A 20,634-nucleotide genomic window follows, 5' to 3' on the forward strand; every position below is an offset into this window, starting at 1 on the left:
GCGGGCCCGTGCCCGCCCCGTCCGGGCGAATCCGACCGGCCAGGGTGGCACGCTTGCCGGGCCGGATACCCTAGGAGGCGATTGTCTCCGCCCCCGACCCCGAGGATCGACGACCGCCGTGTTCGATACGCTTTCCGACCGCTTGGCGAGTACCTTCAAAAACCTTCGGGGCAAGGGCCGCCTCTCCGAGGCGGACATCGACGCCACGGCGCGCGAGATCCGTATCGCCCTCCTTGAGGCCGACGTCGCGCTCCCCGTCGTCCGCGCCTTCATCAAGCAGGTCAAGGAGCGCGCCACCGGTTCCGAGGTCTCCCAGGCGCTGAACCCCGCCCAGCAGGTCATCAAGATCGTCAATGAGGAGCTCGTCGGCATCCTCGGCGGCGAGACCCGCAGGCTGCGCTTCGCCAAGACCGCGCCGACCGTCATCATGCTGGCCGGCCTCCAGGGCGCGGGTAAGACCACCCTCGCCGGCAAGCTCGGCCACTGGCTCAAGGGCCAGGGCCACAGCCCGCTGCTGGTCGCCTGCGACCTCCAGCGCCCCAACGCCGTCAACCAGCTCTCCGTCGTCGCCGAGCGCGCCGGCATCGCGATCTACGCGCCCGAGCCAGGCAACGGCGTCGGTGACCCGGTCCAGGTCGCCAAGGACTCGATCGAGTTCGCCAAGACCAAGGTCCACGACATCGTCATCGTCGACACCGCGGGCCGCCTCGGTATCGACCAGGAACTGATGCAGCAGGCCGCGGACATCCGTGACGCGGTCAGCCCGGACGAGATCCTCTTCGTCGTCGACGCGATGATCGGCCAGGACGCGGTCAACACCGCCGAGGCGTTCCGCGACGGCGTCGGCTTCGACGGCGTCGTCCTCTCCAAGCTCGACGGCGACGCCCGCGGTGGTGCCGCGCTCTCGATCGCGCACGTCACCGGCAAGCAGATCATGTTCGCCTCCAACGGCGAGAAGCTGGACGACTTCGACGCGTTCCACCCGGACCGCATGGCGTCCCGCATCCTCGGCATGGGTGACATGCTCTCGCTCATCGAGAAGGCCGAGCAGACCTTCAGCCAGGCCGAGGCCGAGAAGATGGCGGCCAAGCTCCAGAAGGGGCCGAAGGAGTTCACGCTCGACGACTTCCTGGCCCAGATGGAACAGGTCCGCAAGATGGGCTCCATCTCGAAGCTGCTCGGCATGCTGCCCGGCATGGGCCAGATGAAGGACCAGATCAACAACCTCGACGAGCGCGAGGTCGACCGCACGGCCGCCATCATCAAGTCGATGACCCCGGCCGAGCGCCAGGAACCGACGATCATCAACGGCTCCCGCCGCGCCCGCATCGCCAAGGGATCCGGCGTCGACGTCAGCGCCGTCAAGAACCTCGTCGAGCGGTTCTTCGACGCCCGCAAGATGATGTCGAAGATGGCCCAGGGCGGCGGCATGCCGGGCATGCCGGGGATGCCGGGCATGGGTGGCGGCGGCGCCAAGAAGAAGAAGCAGGTCAAGCAGGCCAAGGGCAAGCGCAAGAGCGGTAACCCGATGAAGCGCAAGGCCGACGAGGCGGCGGCTGCGGCCCGTCGCGAGGCCGCCCAGGCCGGCAACCCGCTGGGCCTGCCGCAGGACGGCCAGGATCCGCAGAACTTCGAACTCCCGGAGGAGTTCAAGAAGTTCATGGGCTGAGCCGCACCCCGACCCCTGCCGTCACACCGCCACCGCCGGCCGACGACAGGAACGCAGCCGCACGGAACGCCACACGCGAGCCCCCTGCCGGACCCCCGGCCGGGGGCTCGCCCGTTGACGGCACCCGCCCGCCACCACCCGGTCCCACCCGCCGTTCACGCGGGCCCTACGGTGTGTACGGGACGGGTGGCGAGCACGCCGCGCGACCGGCGTGCGCCCCGGATACGGCGCGTGGTGTACGCGGGGTTACGTACCAGCTTGATGCGCCGTGCACGTCTTGCGTACAGATCGCGGCACCCGCCCCCGGCGCGCCCCTTCACCAGAAACTGACTGGTACGTGCAAATTATTTGGGATGGCCCGGTATCGGAACACTGGGCGACCCCGGCTCGTTGTCACGACGTGAGCACGACACCGCCTGTTCTCGCCGCCGAGCTGGCACTCGCCTGGGCCGATATTCAACGGCACCACCCCGAGCTGCCGGACCTGGCCGCGCCCGAGTCCCTGATCGGAGAGTCCTCGTCCGCCTGTGGCGCCGAACTCTCCTTCGAACGGCTGCTCCACGAGGCAGTCCACGGCATCGCCGCAGCCCGCGGCATCCGCGACACCTCCCGTGCAGGCCGCTACCACAACCGCCGGTTCCTGACGATCGCCGAGGAGCTGGGCCTGGACCACGTCGACGAACCGCATCCCAGCAGCGGTTTCTCCCTGGTCACGCTCAACCCCGAAGCCAGGCGCCGCTACCGGCCCACCATCGAGCGGCTCGGCAGAGCCCTCAAGGCGCACACCATGGCGACCGCCACGGACAGCGCCCGCAGTTTCCGCGGCCCGGCCGCGCGCCACGGCTCCTCCGGAGGCGGCGTACGCGTCAAGGCCGTCTGCGACTGCGGACGCAACGTCCGGGTCGTTCCGTCCGTGCTGGCCCAGGCGCCCATCGTCTGCGGCGGCTGCGGCAAGCCCTTCCGCATCCCCGAGGTGGCCGCGGTCGGCTGACCCGACGGCGTGTGGCACAATGGACAGCTGTACTCGACAGTCGCACAGGACCCCTCTCTCCTCCGGCTGACGCGTCCATCGGGCATACCGAGTACCGCAACCCCACGTGGCATCCCGTTGTGCCCCACCACGTCAAGACCAGGAGACACCACTCCCGTGGCAGTCAAGATCAAGCTGAAGCGTCTGGGCAAGATCCGCGCGCCTCACTACCGCATCATCATCGCCGACTCCCGCACCCGCCGTGACGGCCGGGCCATCGAGGAGATCGGCCTGTACCACCCGGTGCAGAACCCCTCGCGCATCGAGGTCGACTCCGAGCGTGTCCAGTACTGGCTGGGTGTCGGCGCGCAGCCGACCGAGCCCGTCATGGCCATCCTCAAGGTCACCGGCGACTGGCAGAAGTTCAAGGGCCTGCCGGCCCCGGCGCCGATGAAGGTCGCCGAGCCGAAGGCCGACAAGCGCGCCCTCTTCGAGGCCGCTGCCAAGGACTCCGGCAACGAGCCCAAGGGTGAGGCCATCACCCCGAAGGCGAAGAAGGCTGACAAGAAGGCGGACGAGGCTGCGGCCGAGTCCACCTCCGAGTCGACCGAGGCCTGAGCATGCTCGAGGAGGCCCTCGAGCACCTCGTCAAGGGCATCGTCGACAACCCCGATGACGTGCAGGTAGCCTCGCGCACCCTGCGCCGCGGGCGCGTGCTGGAGGTCCGGGTCCACCCCGACGACCTCGGCAAGGTGATCGGCCGCAACGGCCGTACCGCCCGCGCGCTGCGGACCGTCGTGGGCGCCATCGGCGGGAAGGGCATCCGCGTCGACCTCGTCGACGTGGACCAGGTCCGCTGAAGAAGTTGAGCACCGGCTCGGGCCGGGGAAGGCTTTCGAGCCGTCCCCGGCCTTTGTCGTCCGCCGGGTGCCGCCCGCGCCCGCCGTGACGACGGGCGGCCGTGCCGTACGCGCTGTGCGCCCCGTCGGCCGCCGCCGTCCGACAACATCACCCCATCTCCGTCACCATTACATCGAGGAACCCTCACGTTCCTCGGCCGCATCCGCGAGAGCGGCGGCGGCTCAGTCGCAAAGAGGGAGCAGCGTGCAGCTGGTAGTCGCGCGGATCGGCCGCGCCCACGGCATCAAGGGCGAGGTCACCGTCGAGGTACGCACCGACGAGCCGGAGCTGCGGCTCGGTCCTGGAGCCGTCCTGGCCACCGAGCCGGCCTCCGCCGGGCCGCTGACCATCGAGACCGGCCGGGTGCACAGCGGCCGGCTGCTGCTGCGCTTCGATGGCGTACGCGACCGCACGGCCGCCGAGGCGCTGCGCAACATCCTGCTCATCGCGGAGGTCGACCCCGACGAGGTCCCGGACGACCCCGAGGAGTTCTACGACCACCAGCTGATGGACCTCGACGTCGTCACCCGCGACGGCACCGCCGTCGGCCGGATCACCGAGGTCTCCCACCTGCCCTACCAGGACCTGCTGATCGTCAAGCGGCCCGACGGCAGCGAGGTCATGGTGCCCTTCGTCGCCGAGATCGTGCCGGAGATCGACCTGGAGGAGCAGCGCGCGGTCATCGACCCGCCGCCCGGCCTCCTGGACGACAGCCAGGCCGAGATCGCGTCGACCCGCGAGGACAGCTGATGAGGCTCGACGTCGTCACGATCTTCCCCGAGTACCTCGAACCGCTGAACGTCTCGCTCGTCGGCAAGGCCCGCGCCCGCGGGCAGCTCGACGTCCGCATCCACGACCTGCGGGACTGGGCGCACGACAAGCACAACACCGTCGACGACACCCCCTACGGCGGTGGGCCCGGCATGGTCATGAAGCCGGAGCCCTGGGGCGAGGCGCTGGACGAGGTCCTCGCGTCCGGTGACGGTGAGCCGGTGATCGTCGTCCCCACCCCGAGCGGCGAACCGTTCACCCAGCAGCTCGCCGTCGAACTCTCCGCCAAGCCCTGGCTGGTGTTCACCCCGGCCCGCTACGAAGGCATCGACCGCCGCGTCATCGAGGAGTACGGCGACCGCGTCGACGTCCGCGAGGTGTCCATCGGCGACTACGTCCTGGCCGGCGGTGAGGCCCCCGTCCTCGTCATGGTCGAGGCCGTGGCCCGGCTGCTCCCCGGAGTGCTCGGGAACGCCGCGTCCCACCAGGACGACTCGTTCGCCCCCGGTGCGATGGCCGACCTCCTGGAGGGGCCCGTCTACACCAAGCCCCCGGAGTGGCGCGGGCGCGGCATCCCCGAGGTGCTGATCAGCGGTCACCACGGCAAGATCGCGCGCTGGCGCCGCGACGAGGCGTTCCGCCGCACCGACCGCAACCGTCCCGACCTGATCGAGCGTGCCGATCCCGCCGCCTTCGACAAGAAGGACCGCGCCATCCTCGCCGCACTGGGCTGGGCGCCGGGCGAGGACGGCCGATTTGGGCGGACGGGCGAGGCCGTGGAAGAATAGGCCGCTGCTGTGTGCGTCCGGCGCGCGCCCCTGCCACAGGGGGAACGACGCCCGCCCGACGGAACGGCATCCGAACATCATCTTCGATATCCCGTTGATGACCTGTGGCATCAACGAAGAAAGCAGTAGGTCATGCACCTTCTCGACTCCGTCGACTCCGCGTCGCTGCGCAGCGACATCCCGGCCTTCCGCCCGGGTGACACCGTCAACGTCCACGTCCGCGTCATCGAGGGCAACCGCTCCCGTGTGCAGCAGTTCAAGGGCGTTGTCATCCGCCGTCAGGGCGCCGGCGTGCGCGAGACCTTCACGGTCCGCAAGGTCAGCTTCTCCGTCGGCGTCGAGCGCACCTTCCCCGTGCACACCCCGATCGTCGAGAAGATCGAGCTCGTGACCCGCGGTGACGTCCGTCGCGCCAAGCTGTACTACCTCCGTGAGCTGCGCGGCAAGGCCGCGAAGATCAAGGAGAAGCGCGACAACTGAGTCGTGCCGCCGGGGCCGCGTCCTTCCGCGCCCCGGCAACGCCTCACCAGGCTCACGTACGGTGCCCGGACCCGGCCGGATAGGCTCAGGGCCCGATGGACACCGACGCACAGCTCTCGGAGCGCGACCGCTCTCCCGCCCCCGACCAGGGGCCGGAGCACCGGTCGCGCTCCGCGCGTTTTCTCGCCGCCCTGGCCGGGCTCCGCTTCCGGCCCCTCACCCTCTTCGTGATCTGCCTGGCGTTCCTGCTCCTGCTGAGCGCCTTCGTCGTCCAGCCTTTTTTGATCCCCAGCTCCTCCATGGAGAACACCCTGAAGATCGGGGACAGGGTGCTGGTCAACAAGCTGGCGTACCGCTTCGGCGGTGAGCCGCGCCGGGGCGATGTGATCGTTTTCGACGGCACGGGGTCTTTCGTTCACAGGGAGTCGGAGGAGAATCCCGTCGCGGGGCTGCTGCGCGGAGCCGGCGCGGCGCTGGGACTGGCCCGGCCTGCCGATACCGACTACGTCAAGCGCGTGATCGGCATCGGAGGGGACCGGGTGACCTGCTGCGACAAACGGGGGCGGATCGAAGTGAACGGCAAGCCCGTCATCGAGGGCTATGTGTATCCGGGGAACGCGCCGTCCTCGGTGCCCTTCGACATCGTGGTGCCACAGGGAAAGCTGTGGGTCATGGGGGATCACCGGGCACGGTCCAGGGACTCCCGCGATCACCTGGGCGAAGCGGGCGGCGGCACCGTCCCCGTCGACAAGGTGATCGGCAGGGCGGACTTGATCAGCTGGCCGTTCAGCCGCTGGACCGGCATCGACCGCCCGCCCGCCTTCGATGCCGTACCGGCCCCGGCAGGCCCGCATGGGTAGCCGGGGGCGTCCGCGGCACGGGCTCCAGGAGGCCGCCGACGGCGAGCCGGACGTGGACGGCCGCGAGGGCGGGGGAGACGGGCACAGGGCGGGCGGGCGGCCCACCGGCGGACGTGCCGAGCGGCGGCGCCAGGCACGGCGCATCAAACGCCGCAGACAGCGCTCGTACCTCAAGGAAATCCCCATCCTCATCGGGGTGGCCCTGGCCATCGCGCTGGTCCTGAAGACCTTCCTCGTCCAGGCGTTCGTGATCCCGTCGGGCTCCATGGAGCAGACGATCCGGATCGGCGACCGGGTGCTGGTCGACAAGCTCACCCCGTGGTTCGGATCCAAGCCGGAGCGCGGAGACGTCGTCGTCTTCAAGGATCCCGGTGGCTGGCTCAAGAAGGACGGGCTGAAGAAGGCCGCCCCGGATCCGGCGGGGGTCAAGCAGTTCAAGGAATTCATGACCTTCATCGGCCTGTTGCCTTCGGCCGATGAACAAGATCTGATCAAGCGTGTGGTCGGTGTTGGTGGCGATACCGTCAAGTGCTGTGACAAACAAGGCAAACTTACGGTCAACGGAACTCCGCTCACCGAGCCGTACGTGAACCCCGGAAACCCGCCCTCCCAGCTGAAGTTCACGGTGAACGTCCCCACCGGGCGGGTCTTCGTCATGGGCGACCACCGTTCCAACTCGGCGGATTCCCGCTACCACCTGGACGAGCCCGACCACGGAACGGTCTCCGAGGACAACGTCGTCGGACGGGCCGTGGTGATCGCCTGGCCGTTCAAGCACTGGCGCGAACTCGAAGAGCCCGACACCTTCGCGAACGTGCACGACGCGCCGGGTGCGGGGGCATCGGCCGCGGCGGACCCGCATAGGGTGTTGCCCGAGTCTTTGACCGAACTCCCGACCCCTGCGGAACTCCCGCTCGTTATGGGAGTGGTGGGCCTGCACCGGTTGACGGGTGGGCGAGAGCGTGGAGTAAGGAGTGGATGTGGGGGACTTGGCGGTCGGCGCGCGGTCCGGAACCGAAGGGCCCGAAGAGCCGGCGGGAAGCGGTGAGTCCGCGCAGACGGCAGCGAGTTCCGTGCATCCGTCGCATCCCGAGGGACAGTCACAGCAGGCAGCGCAAGGACCGGCAGCGGACCGACGCCCGGCGGATGAGGAGAGCAACGGCGTGAGTGGCGGGAAGGGTACGAAGAGCGCCAAGAAGCCGCGTGCCTTCTGGAAAGAGCTGCCGATCCTGGTCGGCATCGCGCTGATCCTCGCCCTGTTGATCAAAACGTTCCTGGTGCAGGCGTTCTCCATCCCGTCCGACTCCATGCAGGACACCCTGCAGCGGGGCGACCGGGTGCTGGTCGACAAGCTCACCCCGTGGTTCGGATCCAAGCCGGAGCGCGGCGAGGTCGTCGTCTTCCACGACCCGGGCGGCTGGCTCAACGAAACGCCCACCCCCGAGCCCAACCCCGTCCAGAAGGTCCTCAGCTTCATCGGCCTGATGCCGTCGGCGGAGGAGAAGGACCTGATCAAGCGGGTCATCGCGGTCGGCGGTGACACCGTCGAATGCCACGGCACGGGGCCGGTCAAGGTCAACGGCAAGGCGCTCAAGGAGGATTCGTTCATCTTCCCGGGCAACACCCCTTGCGGCGACCGGGCGTTCGGCCCGATCCACGTCCCCAAGGACCGGATCTGGGTCATGGGCGACCACCGTGACGACTCCCTCGACTCGCGCTACCACCAGAACCTCAAGGGCAACGGCACGGTTTCGGTCGACGAGGTCGTCGGCCGGGCCTTCACCGTCGCCTGGCCGATCAACCGCTGGTCGACGCTGCCCGTGCCGGACACCTTCGACCAGGCAGGACTGAACAAGGCGATGGCCGCGACACCGGCCGCGTTGGGCCTCGTCGGCGCCGTCCCGCTCGTTCTGTGGCGTCGCAAGAGGCTGACCAAGGAACGTACCCCCAGGTAGGGTGCCGTCCCAGATCTTCGACGCGGGCCGCGCCCGCGGGGTGGGAGCTGGGATGGTCAGCGGTACGGAAGACAGGACCGACGGCCACGGCCGGACCAAGGGCAGCGTGCTGTCCGGTCTGGCCGTGGCCGTCGGCTGTGTGCTGTTCCTGGGCGGCTTCCTCTGGGCGGCCGTGCTCTACCGCCCCTATACGGTGCCGACCGATTCGATGGCCCCGACGATCGCACCGGGCGCCCGCGTCCTGGCCGAGAAGGTCGACGGCGCACAGATCCGCCGCGGCGACGTCGTCGTCTTCAAGGACGCGGTGTGGGGTGACCTGCCGATGGTCAAGCGGGTGGTCGGTGTGAGCGGCGACAAGGTCTCCTGCTGCACCAAGGGTCGGCTGACGGTCAACGGCACGCCGATCGAGGAACCGTACCTGCAGAACGCGCACCTGGCCTCGCCCACCGGCTTCACCGCCAAGGTCCCCGACGGACAGCTCTTCCTCCTCGGCGACCACCGCAACGACTCCCTCGACTCCCGCTCCCACGTCACCGACGGCGACCACGGATCCGTCCCGCGCGGCGCCGTCCAGGCCCGCGTGGACGGCCTCGCCTGGCCGCTGGACAGCATCGGCATGCTGGACCGGCCCACGGCCTTCGACGGCCTTTCCGGGGGTGCGTCGGAGCCCGGCCCGCTGCGGCCCCTGACGTACGCGGTCGTCGCCGGTGCGGTGCTCATCCTGGGCGGCGCCGCGTACGGACCCCTCGCGCGCCGGGCGGGACGCAAGGGACGCACGAGCGGCGGTGCGGGGCGTGACGGGGGTGCAGGTGACGGCGCGGAACGTCCGGTGAGCGAGGGCCGCGCCCATGGCTGACCAGGAACAGCGGCCGGCCGACGGTGAGGCCGCCGCCGAGGTGCGCCAGGTGTCCCGGGTCATCCTGCTCGACCCCGACGACCGGATCCTCCTGCTGCACGGCTTCGAACCCGAGCACCCCACCGAGACCTGGTGGTTCACACCGGGCGGCGGCCTGGAAGGCACCGAGACCCACGAGGAGGCCGCCCGCCGCGAACTGGCCGAGGAAACCGGCATCACCGACGCGGACCTCGGCCCCGTCCTGTGGAAACGCCGCTGCTCGTTCCCGTTCGACGGCCGCCGCTGGGAGCAGGACGAGTGGTACTACCTGGGACGCACCGACCGGACCGTGACCGACACCCGCGGCCACACCGACCTGGAACGACGCAGCCTCTCGGGGCTGCGGTGGTGGACCATGGAGGAACTGTCGGCGTCGCATGAGACGGTGTACCCGACCAGACTCGCCGGGCTGCTGCGCACGCTGCTCGACGAAGGGCCCCCCAGTGCGCCGCTGGCCCTGGAGACGGAGCGAGCCTGACGCACAATGGGGGGACGCACGGCTGAAGGGGATCTGCCATGAGCGCCGAGGACCTCGAGAAGTACGAGACCGAGATGGAGCTGAAGCTCTACCGGGAGTACCGCGACGTCGTCGGGCTGTTCAAGTACGTGATCGAGACCGAGCGGCGTTTCTACCTCACCAACGACTACGAGATGCAGGTCCACTCCGTCCAGGGTGAGGTCTTCTTCGAGGTGTCGATGGCGGACGCCTGGGTCTGGGACATGTACAGGCCCGCCCGCTTCGTCAAGCAGGTCCGCGTCCTGACCTTCAAGGACGTGAACATCGAAGAGCTCAACAAGAGCGATCTGGATCTTCCGGGGAGCTGACACCGGGGGAGCGGGGCGACTATGCCGGCCGCTGACACCCGTGATCGCTGCCCGTTCGGGTGAGCGAGTTATCCACAGCCGGGCAGTTATCCACCAAGATCCAATGGATCCGGGCGGAAGCGTCACAGTCGGTGCCGGAGGTGGTACCGCATGAACGCCATGCAGTCCGGCAAGCCGACCGCAGACCCGAAGACCGCACGACCCGCTCCCTCCCCCGGCGGGGCCAGGCGCAGGCGCACCGCGCCCGCCGGGAGAAGGCCGGGCCCACCGGCCACCGCCCCACCGGCAGCCCGCCGACGCGCGCCCCGCACGACGGGAACCACCCGGAGCCGAAGCTCGCACACCACGGGCACGCCCGACACCGTCACCCCCACCACCACCGACCCCCGGCGCGCACTCGGACGCTACGGAGAAGACCTGGCCGCCCGCCGCCTCACCGAAAGCGGCATGCGCATCCTGAGCCGCAACTGGCGCTGCCGCGAGGGAGAGATCGACCTTGTCGCGACGGACGGCGACGCCCTGGTCATCTGCGAGGTGAAAACCCGCCGCGCCGCCGCCTACGAACACCCCATGGCCGCGGTACGCGCCGCCAAGACCCAGCGGCTGCGACTCCTGGCGGAACGCTGGCTCGAACGGCACGGCGGCCCCCCACCAGGAGGCGTCCGCATCGACGTGATCGGCGTCCTCCTGCCGGCCCGCGGCGCACCGGTCGTCCAACATGTCCGCGGGGTGGCGTGATGGCCTTCGCCCGCACCTGCTCGGTCGCCCTGGTCGGAGTCGAAGGCGTGGTCGTCGAGGTCCAGGCGGATCTGGAACCAGGCGTCGCGGCCTTCACCCTCGTCGGCCTGCCGGACAAGAGCCTCGTCGAATCCAAGGACCGAGTGCGTGCCGCCGTGGTCAACTCCGGGGCCGAATGGCCCCAGAAGAAGCTCACCGTCGGCCTCAGCCCCGCCTCTGTCCCCAAGGGCGGCAGTGGCTTCGACCTGGCCGTCGCCTGCGCCGTCCTCGGCGCCGCAGAACGCCTCGACCCCCGCGAACTCACCGACCTGATGATGATCGGCGAACTGGGACTCGACGGCCGCGTCCGGCCCGTACGCGGCGTACTGCCCGCCGTCCTGGCAGCCGCCGACGCCGGATACCGCCAAGTCGTCGTACCGGAACGAACCGCCGCCGAAGCCTCGCTCGTCCCCGGCGTCTCCGTACTCGGCGTCCGCAGCCTGCGCCAGCTCATCGCCGTCCTCGCCGACGAACCCGTACCCGACGAGGACGCGATGCCGCAGGAAGGCCGCCCCGACCCCCTGTTGGCCGGCCTCGTCGTCCCCGGTACCGGCGTCGGAGCCGGGCTGCCGTCCGGTGACCACACCCCCGACCTCGCGGACGTCGCCGGGCAGCACACCGCACGCCGTGCCCTGGAAGTGGCCGCCGCAGGACGCCACCACATTTTCCTGAAAGGCCCGCCCGGAGCAGGCAAAACCATGCTCGCCGAACGCCTTCCGGGACTGCTGCCGCCCCTGTCGCCCAAGGAGTCACTGGAAGTCACGGCAGTCCACTCGGTCGCCGGCACCCTCCCACCGGGCCAGCCACTCGTCGACCGCCCGCCCTACTGCGCACCCCACCACTCCGCGACCATGGCCTCCCTCGTCGGCGGCGGCACCGGACTGCCCCGCCCCGGGGCCGTCTCCCTCGCCCATCGCGGCGTGCTGTTCCTGGACGAAGCCGCCGAATGCAGCGCCCGCGTCCTGGACGCACTGCGCCAGCCCCTGGAGGCCGGCCATGTCGTCGTCGCCCGCGCCTCCGGCATGATGCGGATGCCCGCGCACTTCCTGCTCGCCCTCGCCGCGAACCCCTGCCCCTGCGGGCGGCACGGCACCACCGGCGGTGGCTGCGAATGCCGCCCGTCCTCCATCAGGCGCTACCGCGCCCGCCTCTCAGGACCCCTCATGGACCGCGTCGACCTGCGGATCACCGTGGAGCCCGTCGCCCGCTCCGAACTGGTCGCACTGGGCCGCGGCGCCGAACCCAGCGCCGCAGTGGCCGAGCGCGTCCGCGCCGCCCGCGAACGCGCCGCCGACCGGTTCACCGGCACCCCGTGGCACACCAACAGCGACGTCCCCGGCCACGAACTGCGGACCCGATGGCAGGTGACCCCCGGCGCCCTGGCCCAAGCGGAACGCGACCTGGAATGCGGCCTGCTCACCGCCCGCGGCCTCGACCGCGTCCTACGCGTCGCCTGGACGGCCGCCGACCTCGCCGGCCACGACCGCCCCACCGCGGAGGACGTCAACTGGGCCCTGGAACTCCGCACCGGCGTACGGCGGGGCGTACCGGTGGCGACCAAGGCGACGACATGAACCGCGTGCGCCGCCACGGCCTCGCTCCTGCCCCGTCGCCGCGCGACCAGGAACGACTGCCCCGCGGCGGCAGACGACGCACCGCCAGGAGAAGCGAGCGACGAAGGGGGACGCGATGACCACCGCGGACGGGCGAGGGCACACAAACCGACCACCCGAGGCACAACTTCCTGCCCACCGTGATCCATATAGGGCCCACCCTGCACCACCCACCACGAACGCCCCCCCGGCGCAGCACGCCGCGGACGCCGCCCACGACCCCCAACGCCTCGCCCGCGCCGCCCTCACCCGCATCATCGAACCGGGGGACGAGACAGCAGGAGGCTGGCTGCGGGAACTCGGACCCGCAGCCCTGTGGCGCGCACTGTCCGGTGACGGACCACCACCGCGACGCGCGAGCACGACCAAACTCGCCGGTCTACGACTCCGAGCCGCGCGGGCCGACCCCGCAGCTGACCTCGCCACCATCCACGCACTCGGCGGCCGGTTCGTCTGCCCGGACGACGAGGAATGGCCCGGCCAGCTCAACGACCTGGGCGACGCACGCCCCACCGGCCTCTGGGTACGCGGCACGGCCAACCTCCGCCTGTGGGCACTGCGTTCCGTCGCCCTCGTCGGCGCCCGCGCCTGCACCGAATACGGTGCCCACCTCGCCGCCACCCTCGGTGCGGGCCTGGCCGACCGCGGCTGGACCGTCGTCTCCGGGGCCGCGTACGGCGTCGACGGGGCGGCCCACCGAGGCGCGATGGCAGGGGACGGCGCAACCATCGCCGTTCTCGCCTCCGGTGTCGACCGCGCCTACCCCAGCGGACACGCCGAGTTGATCGGACGCATCGCCCAACAGGGCCTGACCGTAGCCGAGTTACCGCCCGGTGATCACCCCACCCGCAGCCGCTTCATCCAACGCAACCGCGTCATCGCCGCCCTCACCCGGGGCACCGTCGTCGTGGAAGCCGAACACCGCAGCGGCTCCCTGGTCACCGCCCGGCGGGCGCAGGCGATGGGGCGCTTCACGATGGGCGTGCCGGGCCCCGTCACCAGCGCGCTGTCCGCCGGTGTGCACCAACTCCTGCGCGGCGAGGCCACAGTGGTCACCAACGCCGACGAGATCGTCGAACTCGTCGGCAGCATCGGCGACCTGGCCCCCGACATCCGCGGACCGGTCCGCGCCCACGATCTCCTGGAGCCCGTCGCCGCCCGGGTGCTGGAGGCCCTCCCGGCCCACGGCGGCGCGGACACCGCCCAGATCGCCCGCGAATCGGGCACACCTCGGGACGTCACACACGGCAGGCTCCTGGAACTGCAATCCCTCGGGTTCGTTCAAAGGTGCGGCGACCGCTGGGAGTTGGCGCGACGAACGGAGACCTCCGAAGGTTCCCGGCGAGGCGGTACTTGACCTGGGGCGAACGGGTGAAAGGGTGAGGGGAATGACCGCAGAATCCAGGTTTGCCTTGCTTCGGTATGCGGAGTCGACCCGTTGGGAGAGGCCGATGTGGCGTGAGGGGCACGCGGGATACCGTCCGTCGCGTCGTCGCGGCCGGCCGCACGAACCCCCGGCGTGCTGCGCCCGGCGCCCCGCCCGGCCGTCGATCCGCCGCGCCGGGTAACCCTGAGGTGCGGGCAGCGGAACGTATCTGCCCACCCTCCCTTGCACACCGCGACAGCGCAGTCACGCTACGCTCACAATCGGTTCAATTGTCATACATCCCCCCACCAGTGTCTCGGCAGAACGGCTCAAGGCGACGAATGCCCCAGCACACCTCCGGGTCTGACCGCGCGGCAGTACCACCCGCCGCGCGCGGCAGCGTGCGCCCCGCCGCGCCCAGTTCGGTCGACGAGCTGTGGCGCTCCTACAAGGCGACGGGTGACGGGCGACTGCGCGAACAGCTGATCCTGCACTACTCCCCACTGGTCAAATACGTCGCCGGCCGGGTCAGCGTCGGCCTGCCGTCCAACGTCGAACAGGCCGACTTCGTCTCCTCCGGAGTATTCGGACTGATCGACGCCATCGAAAAATTCGAGCCGGAACGCTCCATCAAGTTCGAGACCTACGCGATCACCCGCATCCGCGGCGCCATGATCGACGAACTGCGCGCACTGGACTGGATCCCCCGCTCCGTACGGCAAAAGGCCCGCGCCGTCGAACGTGCCTACGCGACCCTGGAAGCGCAGCTCCGCCGCACCCCATCGGAGGGCGAGGTCGCCCACGAAATGGGCATCGCCCTGGAAGAACTCCACGGCGTCTTCAGCCAGCTCTCCCTCGCCAACGTCGTCGCGCTCGAAGAACTCCTGCACGCCGGCGGCGAAGGCGGCGAGCGACTGAGCCTGATGGACACCCTGGAGGACACGGCCGCCGACAATCCCGTCGAGATCGCGGAGGACCGCGAACTGCGCCGACTGCTCGCCCGCGCCATCAACACCCTCCCCGACCGGGAGAAAACGGTCGTCACCCTCTACTACTACGAGGGCCTCACGCTCGCCGAGATCGGCAATGTCATCGGCGTCACCGAGAGCCGGGTGAGCCAGATCCACACCAAATCCGTGCTGCAACTCAGGGCCAAACTCGCCGACGTCGGCCGCTGAACACCCCGGCCGACGTCCGGCACTCCGTCGACCGGTGCCAGGCGGAGTGCCGCTCCGGGCACGTCATCCGTAGAGTGGTCAGGTGCCCAGGATTCGAGCGGCCTCAGTGGCCGAGCACCGGACGATGCAGCGCGGCGCCCTCTTGGACGCCGCCCGCACCCTGCTGTCCGAAGGCGGAACGGAAGCGCTGACCTTCCCCGCCCTCGCCGAGCGCACGGGACTCGCGCGCTCCTCCGTATACGAGTATTTCCGCTCCCGGGCGGCCGTCGTCGAAGAGCTGTGCGCCGTCGACTTCCCCGTCTGGGCCGCAGAGGTCGAAGCGGCCATGGAGCGCGCCGACACCGACGAGGCGAAGATCGAGGCGTACGTACGCCGGCAGCTCGCGCTCGTCGGCGACCGTCGGCACCGTGCGGTGGTCGCCATCTCCGCCGGTGAACTGGACGCCGGCGCACGCGAAAAGATCCGCGCCGCGCACGGCGGCCTCATCGCCATGATCGTGGAGGCGCTCGCCGGACTCGGCCACGAACAGCCGCGCCTCGCCGCCATGCTCCTCCAGGGAGTCGTGGACGCCGCCGTCCGCCGCATCGAACTCGGCGCCGCCGAAAACCCGGACGACATCACCGAGGCAGCAGTCTCCATGGCCCTCCGGGGCGTCCGGGGCTGACCTGCGGGGGAGGGGCGGGGGCCTGGGCGGCGGTGCGGCTCAAGCTTTTCGTCTTCCCTGGCCCCCGCCCCCTCCCCTCCCTCCCCCCCCGCCTCCACCCCGCCCCTCCACCGTTGCTGGTTGTGGTGTGTGGTGTGCCGCACACCGAACACCGCACACCACAAGCCGTGTGCTGGCGTCGACCCGCCGCCTATGGCACACCCCGCTGGTGACCCGCCCCCTCTCGTACCTCTCTCGTCCGCCTAGCCGGTTTCGTCATCCGGCAGCTCAGACTCCCCGGTGCGGTCTACGCGCGTCTCGTCCTGTTCGTCGTCGTGGGTATCTCGTCCCTGAGGGGCGAGGGGCGCTCACCCGTCACTCGCGGTGCGGCGGTCGGCGCTCGGCCTGCGGGAGCTGTGTGCGGGAGGCTCGGCATGTATCGGTGCGGGGTCCTTCGGTGTCGTGGGGCGGCGGGTGAGTTGGGGCGGCCGTGGTGTTTGGGAGTGCGTCGGCTGTGTGGCAGGCGGCTGATTGCCCACAGGGTGGCGAGGGCGAGGGTCACGGCTAAGGACAGTCCCGTCGTGGTGGGTGCGGTGGAGGCCGTGCGGCTTGTGTGGGGTGATGAGGAGGGGGCGACGGCGGCGCTGTGTGACGGCGGTGGAATCGGGACGCCGAAGACCGGGAGGAGGCGTGACGGGCCGCCGTGCAGCATCGAAGGGGGGAGCAGCGACAGGGGATCGAGATATGTCTTTCCCCTGAGCAGGCCCCAGTGCAGGCAGGGCTCGCGGCAGTGGAACGGGCCGGGCTGGAGGACGGCGACCGGATGGCCCGCGGTCACCTCGTCGCCTTTCCGTGCCGTGGCGCGTACCGGTTCGTACGTGGTGCGTAGTGGTGGTCGTCCCGAGTCGGACAGTTCGATCGTCAGCACGCCCCGGCCGGCTACCTGTCCGGCGAAGGTCACCCGGCCCGCGGCGGCGGCCCGCACCGTGGCGCCGGCCGGTGCTGCCAGATCGACGCCCCGATGTCCCGCGGACCAGGGGGACGGTGGTGGCTCCCAGCCGCGTAACACCGTTGGGTGCAGGCCGTGTTGACCATCCACCGGCCAGGAACGATCGCCCGGAGTCGGTGGACGGGAGTGGAGCGGCGGCCGGGGGCGAGCGCGCTGGGTTCCAGTTCCTTCCGCTCCTGTCGCTGCTTCGGCCTCTGCTTCTGTTTCTGTGACTGACGCTGCGGGTGGTGGGGGAGGTCCGGCCATCGCGTCGGCGGCCGGGAGGATGCAGAGGAGGGCGCTCAACGCGACGGTCCAGGGGGCCGCGGCGGTGGTGCGAGGGAAGAAGCAGCTCCTGGCGCGCGGGGGCGTTGCGCGCCGACGGGGTGGGGTGCCGAGCGGGTGGGGCCATTGACCGTGCCCGCTCCCCGTACATCGATTCCCCGTGCGTCGATTCCCCGTACGTCCATCGCGCTCACGGCGGCACCGTCCCTGCCCGGCCTCCTCGCACGCCGGAGCGCACCCCGGTACGGGCCGCCGTCCCCACGGCGTATCCCGAGCCAGCCGGTCCCGGACCGACCGCCACCCATGCCACCCACGCCGGGAACGCCCACACCGGGGCCACCCACACTCCCCAACAGCCCGCACCCTCATCAGCCATCGCCCCCGATCGATCTCCCGCTTCCGGAATGTCGTACGGGTCGACGGTGACGTAATCGGTGATTGCGGGGGGATCTTGGTCCGTGGCTGTGGGTAACCGGTCGGCTGGGGATATCTGCGTCACCCGATCCGGTGAGTGGAGGCCGGGGAGAGGGGGCTTCGCCATGGTCGGTGGGTGGTTGTGCGGGGGCGGGCGTCGTCGGGTGGTGGCCTGCGGGGGCGGCTCATGGAGCGTGTCGCCCGGGGCATCGACCGTCCCGTACACTTCTGGTGGCGATCCGGGTCACCGGGTCGACTTCGCACGCCCCGCCATCAGTGCACCAGTCCCCTTCGGGGCAGCACGGTGGCCGCGCTCCTCGGTCCTCGGACGGTTCCGTCCTCGGCAGGCGCGTCGGGGCGTCAGGCACCGCGGCCGACCGGCCGCAGTGGAACCGAGAACAACAAGGAGTACGGCCATGGCCGTCGTCACGATGCGGGAGCTGCTGGAGAGCGGCGTCCACTTCGGGCACCAGACCCGCCGCTGGAACCCGAAGATGAAGCGTTTCATCTTCACGGAGCGCAACGGCATCTACATCATCGACCTGCTCCAGTCGCTGTCGTACATCGACCGCGCCTACGAGTTCGTCAAGGAGACCGTCGCCCACGGTGGCTCGGTCATGTTCGTCGGCACGAAGAAGCAGGCCCAGGAGGCCATTGCCGAGCAGGCGACCCGCGTGGGCATGCCCTACGTGAACCAGCGCTGGCTCGGCGGCATGCTGACCAACTTCTCGACCGTCTACAAGCGCCTGCAGCGCCTGAAGGAGCTCGAGCAGATCGACTTCGAGGATGTGGCCGCGTCCGGCCTGACCAAGAAGGAGCTGCTCGTCCTCTCCCGCGAGAAGGCCAAGCTGGAGAAGACCCTCGGCGGTATCCGCGAGATGCAGAAGGTGCCCAGCGCCGTCTGGATCGTGGACACCAAGAAGGAGCACATCGCGGTTGGTGAGGCCCGGAAGCTCAACATTCCGGTCGTCGCGATCCTCGACACCAACTGCGACCCCGACGAGGTCGACTACAAGATCCCGGGCAACGACGACGCGATCCGCTCCGTCACCCTGCTCACCCGCGTGATCGCCGACGCCGTCGCCGAGGGCCTCATCGCCCGTTCCGGCGTCGCCACCGGCGACCAGAAGCCCGGCGAGAAGGCTGCCGCCGAGCCGCTGGCCGAGTGGGAGCGCGACCTGCTCGAGGGCGAGAAGAAGGCCGACGAGGCCCCCGCGGCCGAGGACAAGCCCGCCGAGGACAAGCCGGCCGAGGCCCCGGCCGCCGAGGCTCCGGCCGCCGAGGCCGAGAAGCCGGCCGAGGACGCCGAGCAGGCCTGACCTCAGAACCGGTTGACGACGGCGGGGGCCGGTGCCACAAGCGCCGCCCCCGCCGTCCACCCGTAGATCTTTCGACTTTCGAGAAGAGATTCACAGATCATGGCGAACTACACCGCCGCTGACGTCAAGAAGCTCCGCGAGCTCACCGGCGCCGGCATGATGGACTGCAAGAAGGCGCTGGACGAGGGCGACGGCAGCGTCGACAAGGCCGTCGAGATCCTGCGCGTCAAGGGCCAGAAGGGCGTCGCCAAGCGCGAGGGCCGCTCCGCCGAGAACGGCGCAGTCGTCTCCCTCATCGCCGACGACAAGACCTCCGGCGTGCTGCTCGAGCTGAAGTGCGAGACCGACTTCGTCGCCAAGGGCGAGAAGTTCCTGGCCGTCGCCAACGCGCTCGCCGCGCACGTCGCCAAGACCTCTCCGGCCGACATCGAGGCGCTGCTCGCCTCCGAGATCGAGGCCGGCAAGACCGTCCAGGCGTACGTCGACGAGGCCAACGCCACCCTGGGCGAGAAGATCGTCCTGGACCGCTTCGCGCAGTTCTCCGGTGGCTACGTGGCCGCTTACATGCACCGCACCATGCCCGACCTCCCGCCGCAGGTCGGTGTCCTGGTCGAGCTGGACAAGGAGAACGCCGAGGTCGCGAAGGACGTCGCGCAGCACGTCGCCGCGTTCGCGCCGAAGTTCCTCTCCCGTGAGGACATTCCGGCCGACGTCGTCGAGAACGAGCGTCGCGTCGCCGAGGCCACCGCGAAGGAGGAGGGCAAGCCCGAGGCCGCCCTTCCGAAGATCGTCGAGGGTCGCGTCAACGGCTTCTTCAAGGAGAACGCGCTGCTGGACCAGGCGTTCGCCAAGGACAACAAGAAGACCGTCCAGAAGGTCGTGGACGAGGCCGGTGTCTCGCTGAAGCGCTTCGCGCGCATCCGCGTCGGCGCCTGAGCCTGCCGCGAAGGCAGCGAATGACCTACGACCCCGCTAGGGTCGTACGCAGTCGGCCGCTCAGTGGCCGGCCGCAGATGTGACGAGGAGGCCATTGCCGTACGGGGATCTGAACCGGACCCACGGCAATGGCCTTCTTCGTATGTGTACGAGGAGAGCTCAATGAATCACGGTGCCGACGGCTCGGACAAGGCCGACAATCCCGACAGTGGTGGGAAGGGACGCTTCCTGCTGAAGCTGTCAGGCGAAGCGTTCGCCGGCGGCGGCGGCCTGGGTGTCGACCCCGATGTCGTGCACGCCGTGGCACGTGAGATCGCCGCCGTGGTACGCGACGGCTACGAGATCGCCATCGTGATCGGCGGCGGCAACTTCTTCCGCGGCGCCGAACTCCAGCAGCGCGGCATGGACCGGGCCCGTTCCGACTACATGGGCATGCTCGGCACGGTCATGAACTGCCTCGCCCTCCAGGACTTCCTGGAGAAGGAAGGCATCGAGACCCGCGTGCAGACCGCCATCACCATGGGCCAGGTCGCGGAGCCGTACATTCCGCTGCGCGCGGTGCGCCACCTGGAGAAGGGCCGGGTCGTCATCTTCGGCGCCGGTATGGGCATGCCGTACTTCTCCACGGACACCACCGCAGCCCAGCGCGCCCTGGAGATCGACGCCGAGGCCATGCTGATGGGCAAGAACGGCGTGGACGGTGTCTACGACGCCGACCCCAAGAAGAACCCCGACGCGGTGAAGTTCGACGCGCTCGAATACGGCGAGGTCATCACCCGCGACCTGAAGGTCGCCGATGCCACCGCCATCACGCTGTGCCGCGACAACAAGCTTCCGATCCTCGTCTTCGAGCTGCTCGCCGAGGGCAACATCGCGCGTGCGGTGAAGGGTGAGAAGATCGGCACGCTCGTCAGCGATCAGGGCACCCGGGCCTGACGGCCCCAACTGCCGCGATGGCGTACGGGCATCGGCCGGTACCCGCGGCAACTCCCGTGCCGGGCA

At 70.0% G+C, this 20,634-nt stretch carries 22 protein-coding genes; 21 read left to right on the forward strand and 1 reads right to left on the reverse strand.

The genetic code is table 11. From position 1 onward, the window contains the following. Positions 1-118 precede the first annotated feature (118 nt). From ffh to ACGFNI_RS29055, 18 genes are all read left to right on the forward strand, one after another. Positions 119-1,669 carry a signal recognition particle protein gene (gene ffh, locus ACGFNI_RS28970; RefSeq protein ID WP_393687623.1) on the forward strand — a complete coding sequence of 517 codons (1,551 nt, stop codon included), beginning with the start codon at positions 119-121 and terminating at the stop codon, positions 1,667-1,669. Between the two features lie 400 nt (positions 1,670-2,069). Further along, complete coding sequence (locus ACGFNI_RS28975; protein ID WP_393687624.1) at positions 2,070-2,660, forward strand: hypothetical protein; 591 nt, start codon at positions 2,070-2,072, stop codon at positions 2,658-2,660. Positions 2,661-2,816: 156 nt separating this feature from the next. Next, the gene (rpsP, locus tag ACGFNI_RS28980) at positions 2,817-3,257 is read left to right on the forward strand and encodes a 30S ribosomal protein S16 (RefSeq protein WP_392373123.1); all 441 of its coding nucleotides are present in this window, start codon (positions 2,817-2,819) and stop codon (positions 3,255-3,257) included. Between the two features lie 2 nt (positions 3,258-3,259). Continuing rightward, positions 3,260-3,499 (forward strand): RNA-binding protein, encoded by a 240-nt coding sequence (locus ACGFNI_RS28985; RefSeq protein ID WP_393687625.1) that lies wholly within the window; start codon positions 3,260-3,262, stop codon positions 3,497-3,499. A 244-nt stretch (positions 3,500-3,743) separates the two neighbouring features. Next, entirely contained in the window at positions 3,744-4,289 is a 546-nt protein-coding gene (rimM, locus tag ACGFNI_RS28990) for a ribosome maturation factor RimM (protein WP_393687626.1), read from the forward strand. Then, positions 4,289-5,098 (forward strand): tRNA (guanosine(37)-N1)-methyltransferase TrmD, encoded by an 810-nt coding sequence (gene trmD, locus ACGFNI_RS28995; protein WP_393687627.1) that lies wholly within the window; start codon positions 4,289-4,291, stop codon positions 5,096-5,098. Before rimM ends, trmD begins: the two co-directional genes overlap by 1 nt. Positions 5,099-5,230: 132 nt before the next feature. Further along, the gene (rplS, locus tag ACGFNI_RS29000) at positions 5,231-5,578 is read left to right on the forward strand and encodes a 50S ribosomal protein L19 (protein ID WP_227049335.1); all 348 of its coding nucleotides are present in this window, start codon (positions 5,231-5,233) and stop codon (positions 5,576-5,578) included. A 95-nt stretch (positions 5,579-5,673) separates the two neighbouring features. Beyond that, positions 5,674-6,438, forward strand: a complete 765-nt coding sequence (lepB, locus tag ACGFNI_RS29005; RefSeq protein WP_393687628.1) for a signal peptidase I — start codon at positions 5,674-5,676, stop codon at positions 6,436-6,438. Continuing rightward, positions 6,431-7,486 (forward strand): signal peptidase I, encoded by a 1,056-nt coding sequence (gene lepB, locus ACGFNI_RS29010; RefSeq protein ID WP_393687629.1) that lies wholly within the window; start codon positions 6,431-6,433, stop codon positions 7,484-7,486. The genes lepB (ACGFNI_RS29005) and lepB (ACGFNI_RS29010) overlap by 8 nt, the downstream gene beginning before the upstream one ends. Then, positions 7,428-8,393 (forward strand): signal peptidase I, encoded by a 966-nt coding sequence (gene lepB, locus ACGFNI_RS29015; RefSeq protein WP_393687731.1) that lies wholly within the window; start codon positions 7,428-7,430, stop codon positions 8,391-8,393. Before lepB (ACGFNI_RS29010) ends, lepB (ACGFNI_RS29015) begins: the two co-directional genes overlap by 59 nt. 52 nt (positions 8,394-8,445) lie before the next feature. After that, entirely contained in the window at positions 8,446-9,249 is an 804-nt protein-coding gene (lepB, locus tag ACGFNI_RS29020) for a signal peptidase I (protein ID WP_393687733.1), read from the forward strand. Then, on the forward strand, positions 9,242-9,766 hold the full coding sequence (locus ACGFNI_RS29025; RefSeq protein WP_393687630.1) for an NUDIX hydrolase: 525 nt from the start codon (positions 9,242-9,244) through the stop codon (positions 9,764-9,766). The genes lepB (ACGFNI_RS29020) and ACGFNI_RS29025 overlap by 8 nt, the downstream gene beginning before the upstream one ends. A gap of 38 nt (positions 9,767-9,804) precedes the next feature. Next, positions 9,805-10,113: a DUF2469 domain-containing protein gene (locus tag ACGFNI_RS29030; RefSeq protein ID WP_003980220.1), complete on the forward strand. Its 309-nt coding sequence runs from the start codon at positions 9,805-9,807 to the stop codon at positions 10,111-10,113. Positions 10,114-10,530: 417 nt separating this feature from the next. Then, on the forward strand, positions 10,531-10,851 hold the full coding sequence (locus ACGFNI_RS29035) for a YraN family protein (RefSeq protein ID WP_393687734.1): 321 nt from the start codon (positions 10,531-10,533) through the stop codon (positions 10,849-10,851). Beyond that, positions 10,851-12,464, forward strand: a complete 1,614-nt coding sequence (locus tag ACGFNI_RS29040) for a YifB family Mg chelatase-like AAA ATPase (protein ID WP_393687631.1) — start codon at positions 10,851-10,853, stop codon at positions 12,462-12,464. Before ACGFNI_RS29035 ends, ACGFNI_RS29040 begins: the two co-directional genes overlap by 1 nt. A gap of 115 nt (positions 12,465-12,579) precedes the next feature. After that, positions 12,580-13,860, forward strand: a complete 1,281-nt coding sequence (gene dprA, locus ACGFNI_RS29045) for a DNA-processing protein DprA (RefSeq protein WP_393687632.1) — start codon at positions 12,580-12,582, stop codon at positions 13,858-13,860. 350 nt (positions 13,861-14,210) lie between these two features. Further along, on the forward strand, positions 14,211-15,047 hold the full coding sequence (whiG, locus tag ACGFNI_RS29050) for an RNA polymerase sigma factor WhiG (RefSeq protein ID WP_393687633.1): 837 nt from the start codon (positions 14,211-14,213) through the stop codon (positions 15,045-15,047). A 124-nt stretch (positions 15,048-15,171) separates the two neighbouring features. After that, complete coding sequence (locus ACGFNI_RS29055) at positions 15,172-15,711, forward strand: TetR/AcrR family transcriptional regulator (RefSeq protein WP_227049348.1); 540 nt, start codon at positions 15,172-15,174, stop codon at positions 15,709-15,711. Between the two features lie 286 nt (positions 15,712-15,997). On the opposite strand, the gene ACGFNI_RS29060 is transcribed toward ACGFNI_RS29055, so the two are convergent. Then, entirely contained in the window at positions 15,998-17,332 is a 1,335-nt protein-coding gene (locus tag ACGFNI_RS29060; protein ID WP_393687634.1) for a peptidoglycan DD-metalloendopeptidase family protein, read from the reverse strand. Between the two features lie 461 nt (positions 17,333-17,793). Here ACGFNI_RS29060 and rpsB point away from each other — a divergent pair, with 461 nt between their 5' ends. The 3 genes from rpsB to pyrH all read left to right on the forward strand — a co-directional run bounded on the left by rpsB (position 17,794) and on the right by pyrH (position 20,568). Continuing rightward, positions 17,794-18,696 (forward strand): 30S ribosomal protein S2, encoded by a 903-nt coding sequence (gene rpsB / locus ACGFNI_RS29065; protein WP_393687635.1) that lies wholly within the window; start codon positions 17,794-17,796, stop codon positions 18,694-18,696. Between the two features lie 99 nt (positions 18,697-18,795). Further along, positions 18,796-19,632, forward strand: a complete 837-nt coding sequence (gene tsf, locus ACGFNI_RS29070; protein WP_393687636.1) for a translation elongation factor Ts — start codon at positions 18,796-18,798, stop codon at positions 19,630-19,632. Between the two features lie 162 nt (positions 19,633-19,794). After that, the gene (pyrH, locus tag ACGFNI_RS29075; RefSeq protein ID WP_227047879.1) at positions 19,795-20,568 is read left to right on the forward strand and encodes a UMP kinase; all 774 of its coding nucleotides are present in this window, start codon (positions 19,795-19,797) and stop codon (positions 20,566-20,568) included. Positions 20,569-20,634: the final 66 nt, after the last annotated feature.

The sequence above is a fragment of the Streptomyces sp. NPDC048644 genome (genome assembly GCF_043199105.1).
In the GTDB taxonomy this organism is placed as follows: domain Bacteria; phylum Actinomycetota; class Actinomycetes; order Streptomycetales; family Streptomycetaceae; genus Streptomyces.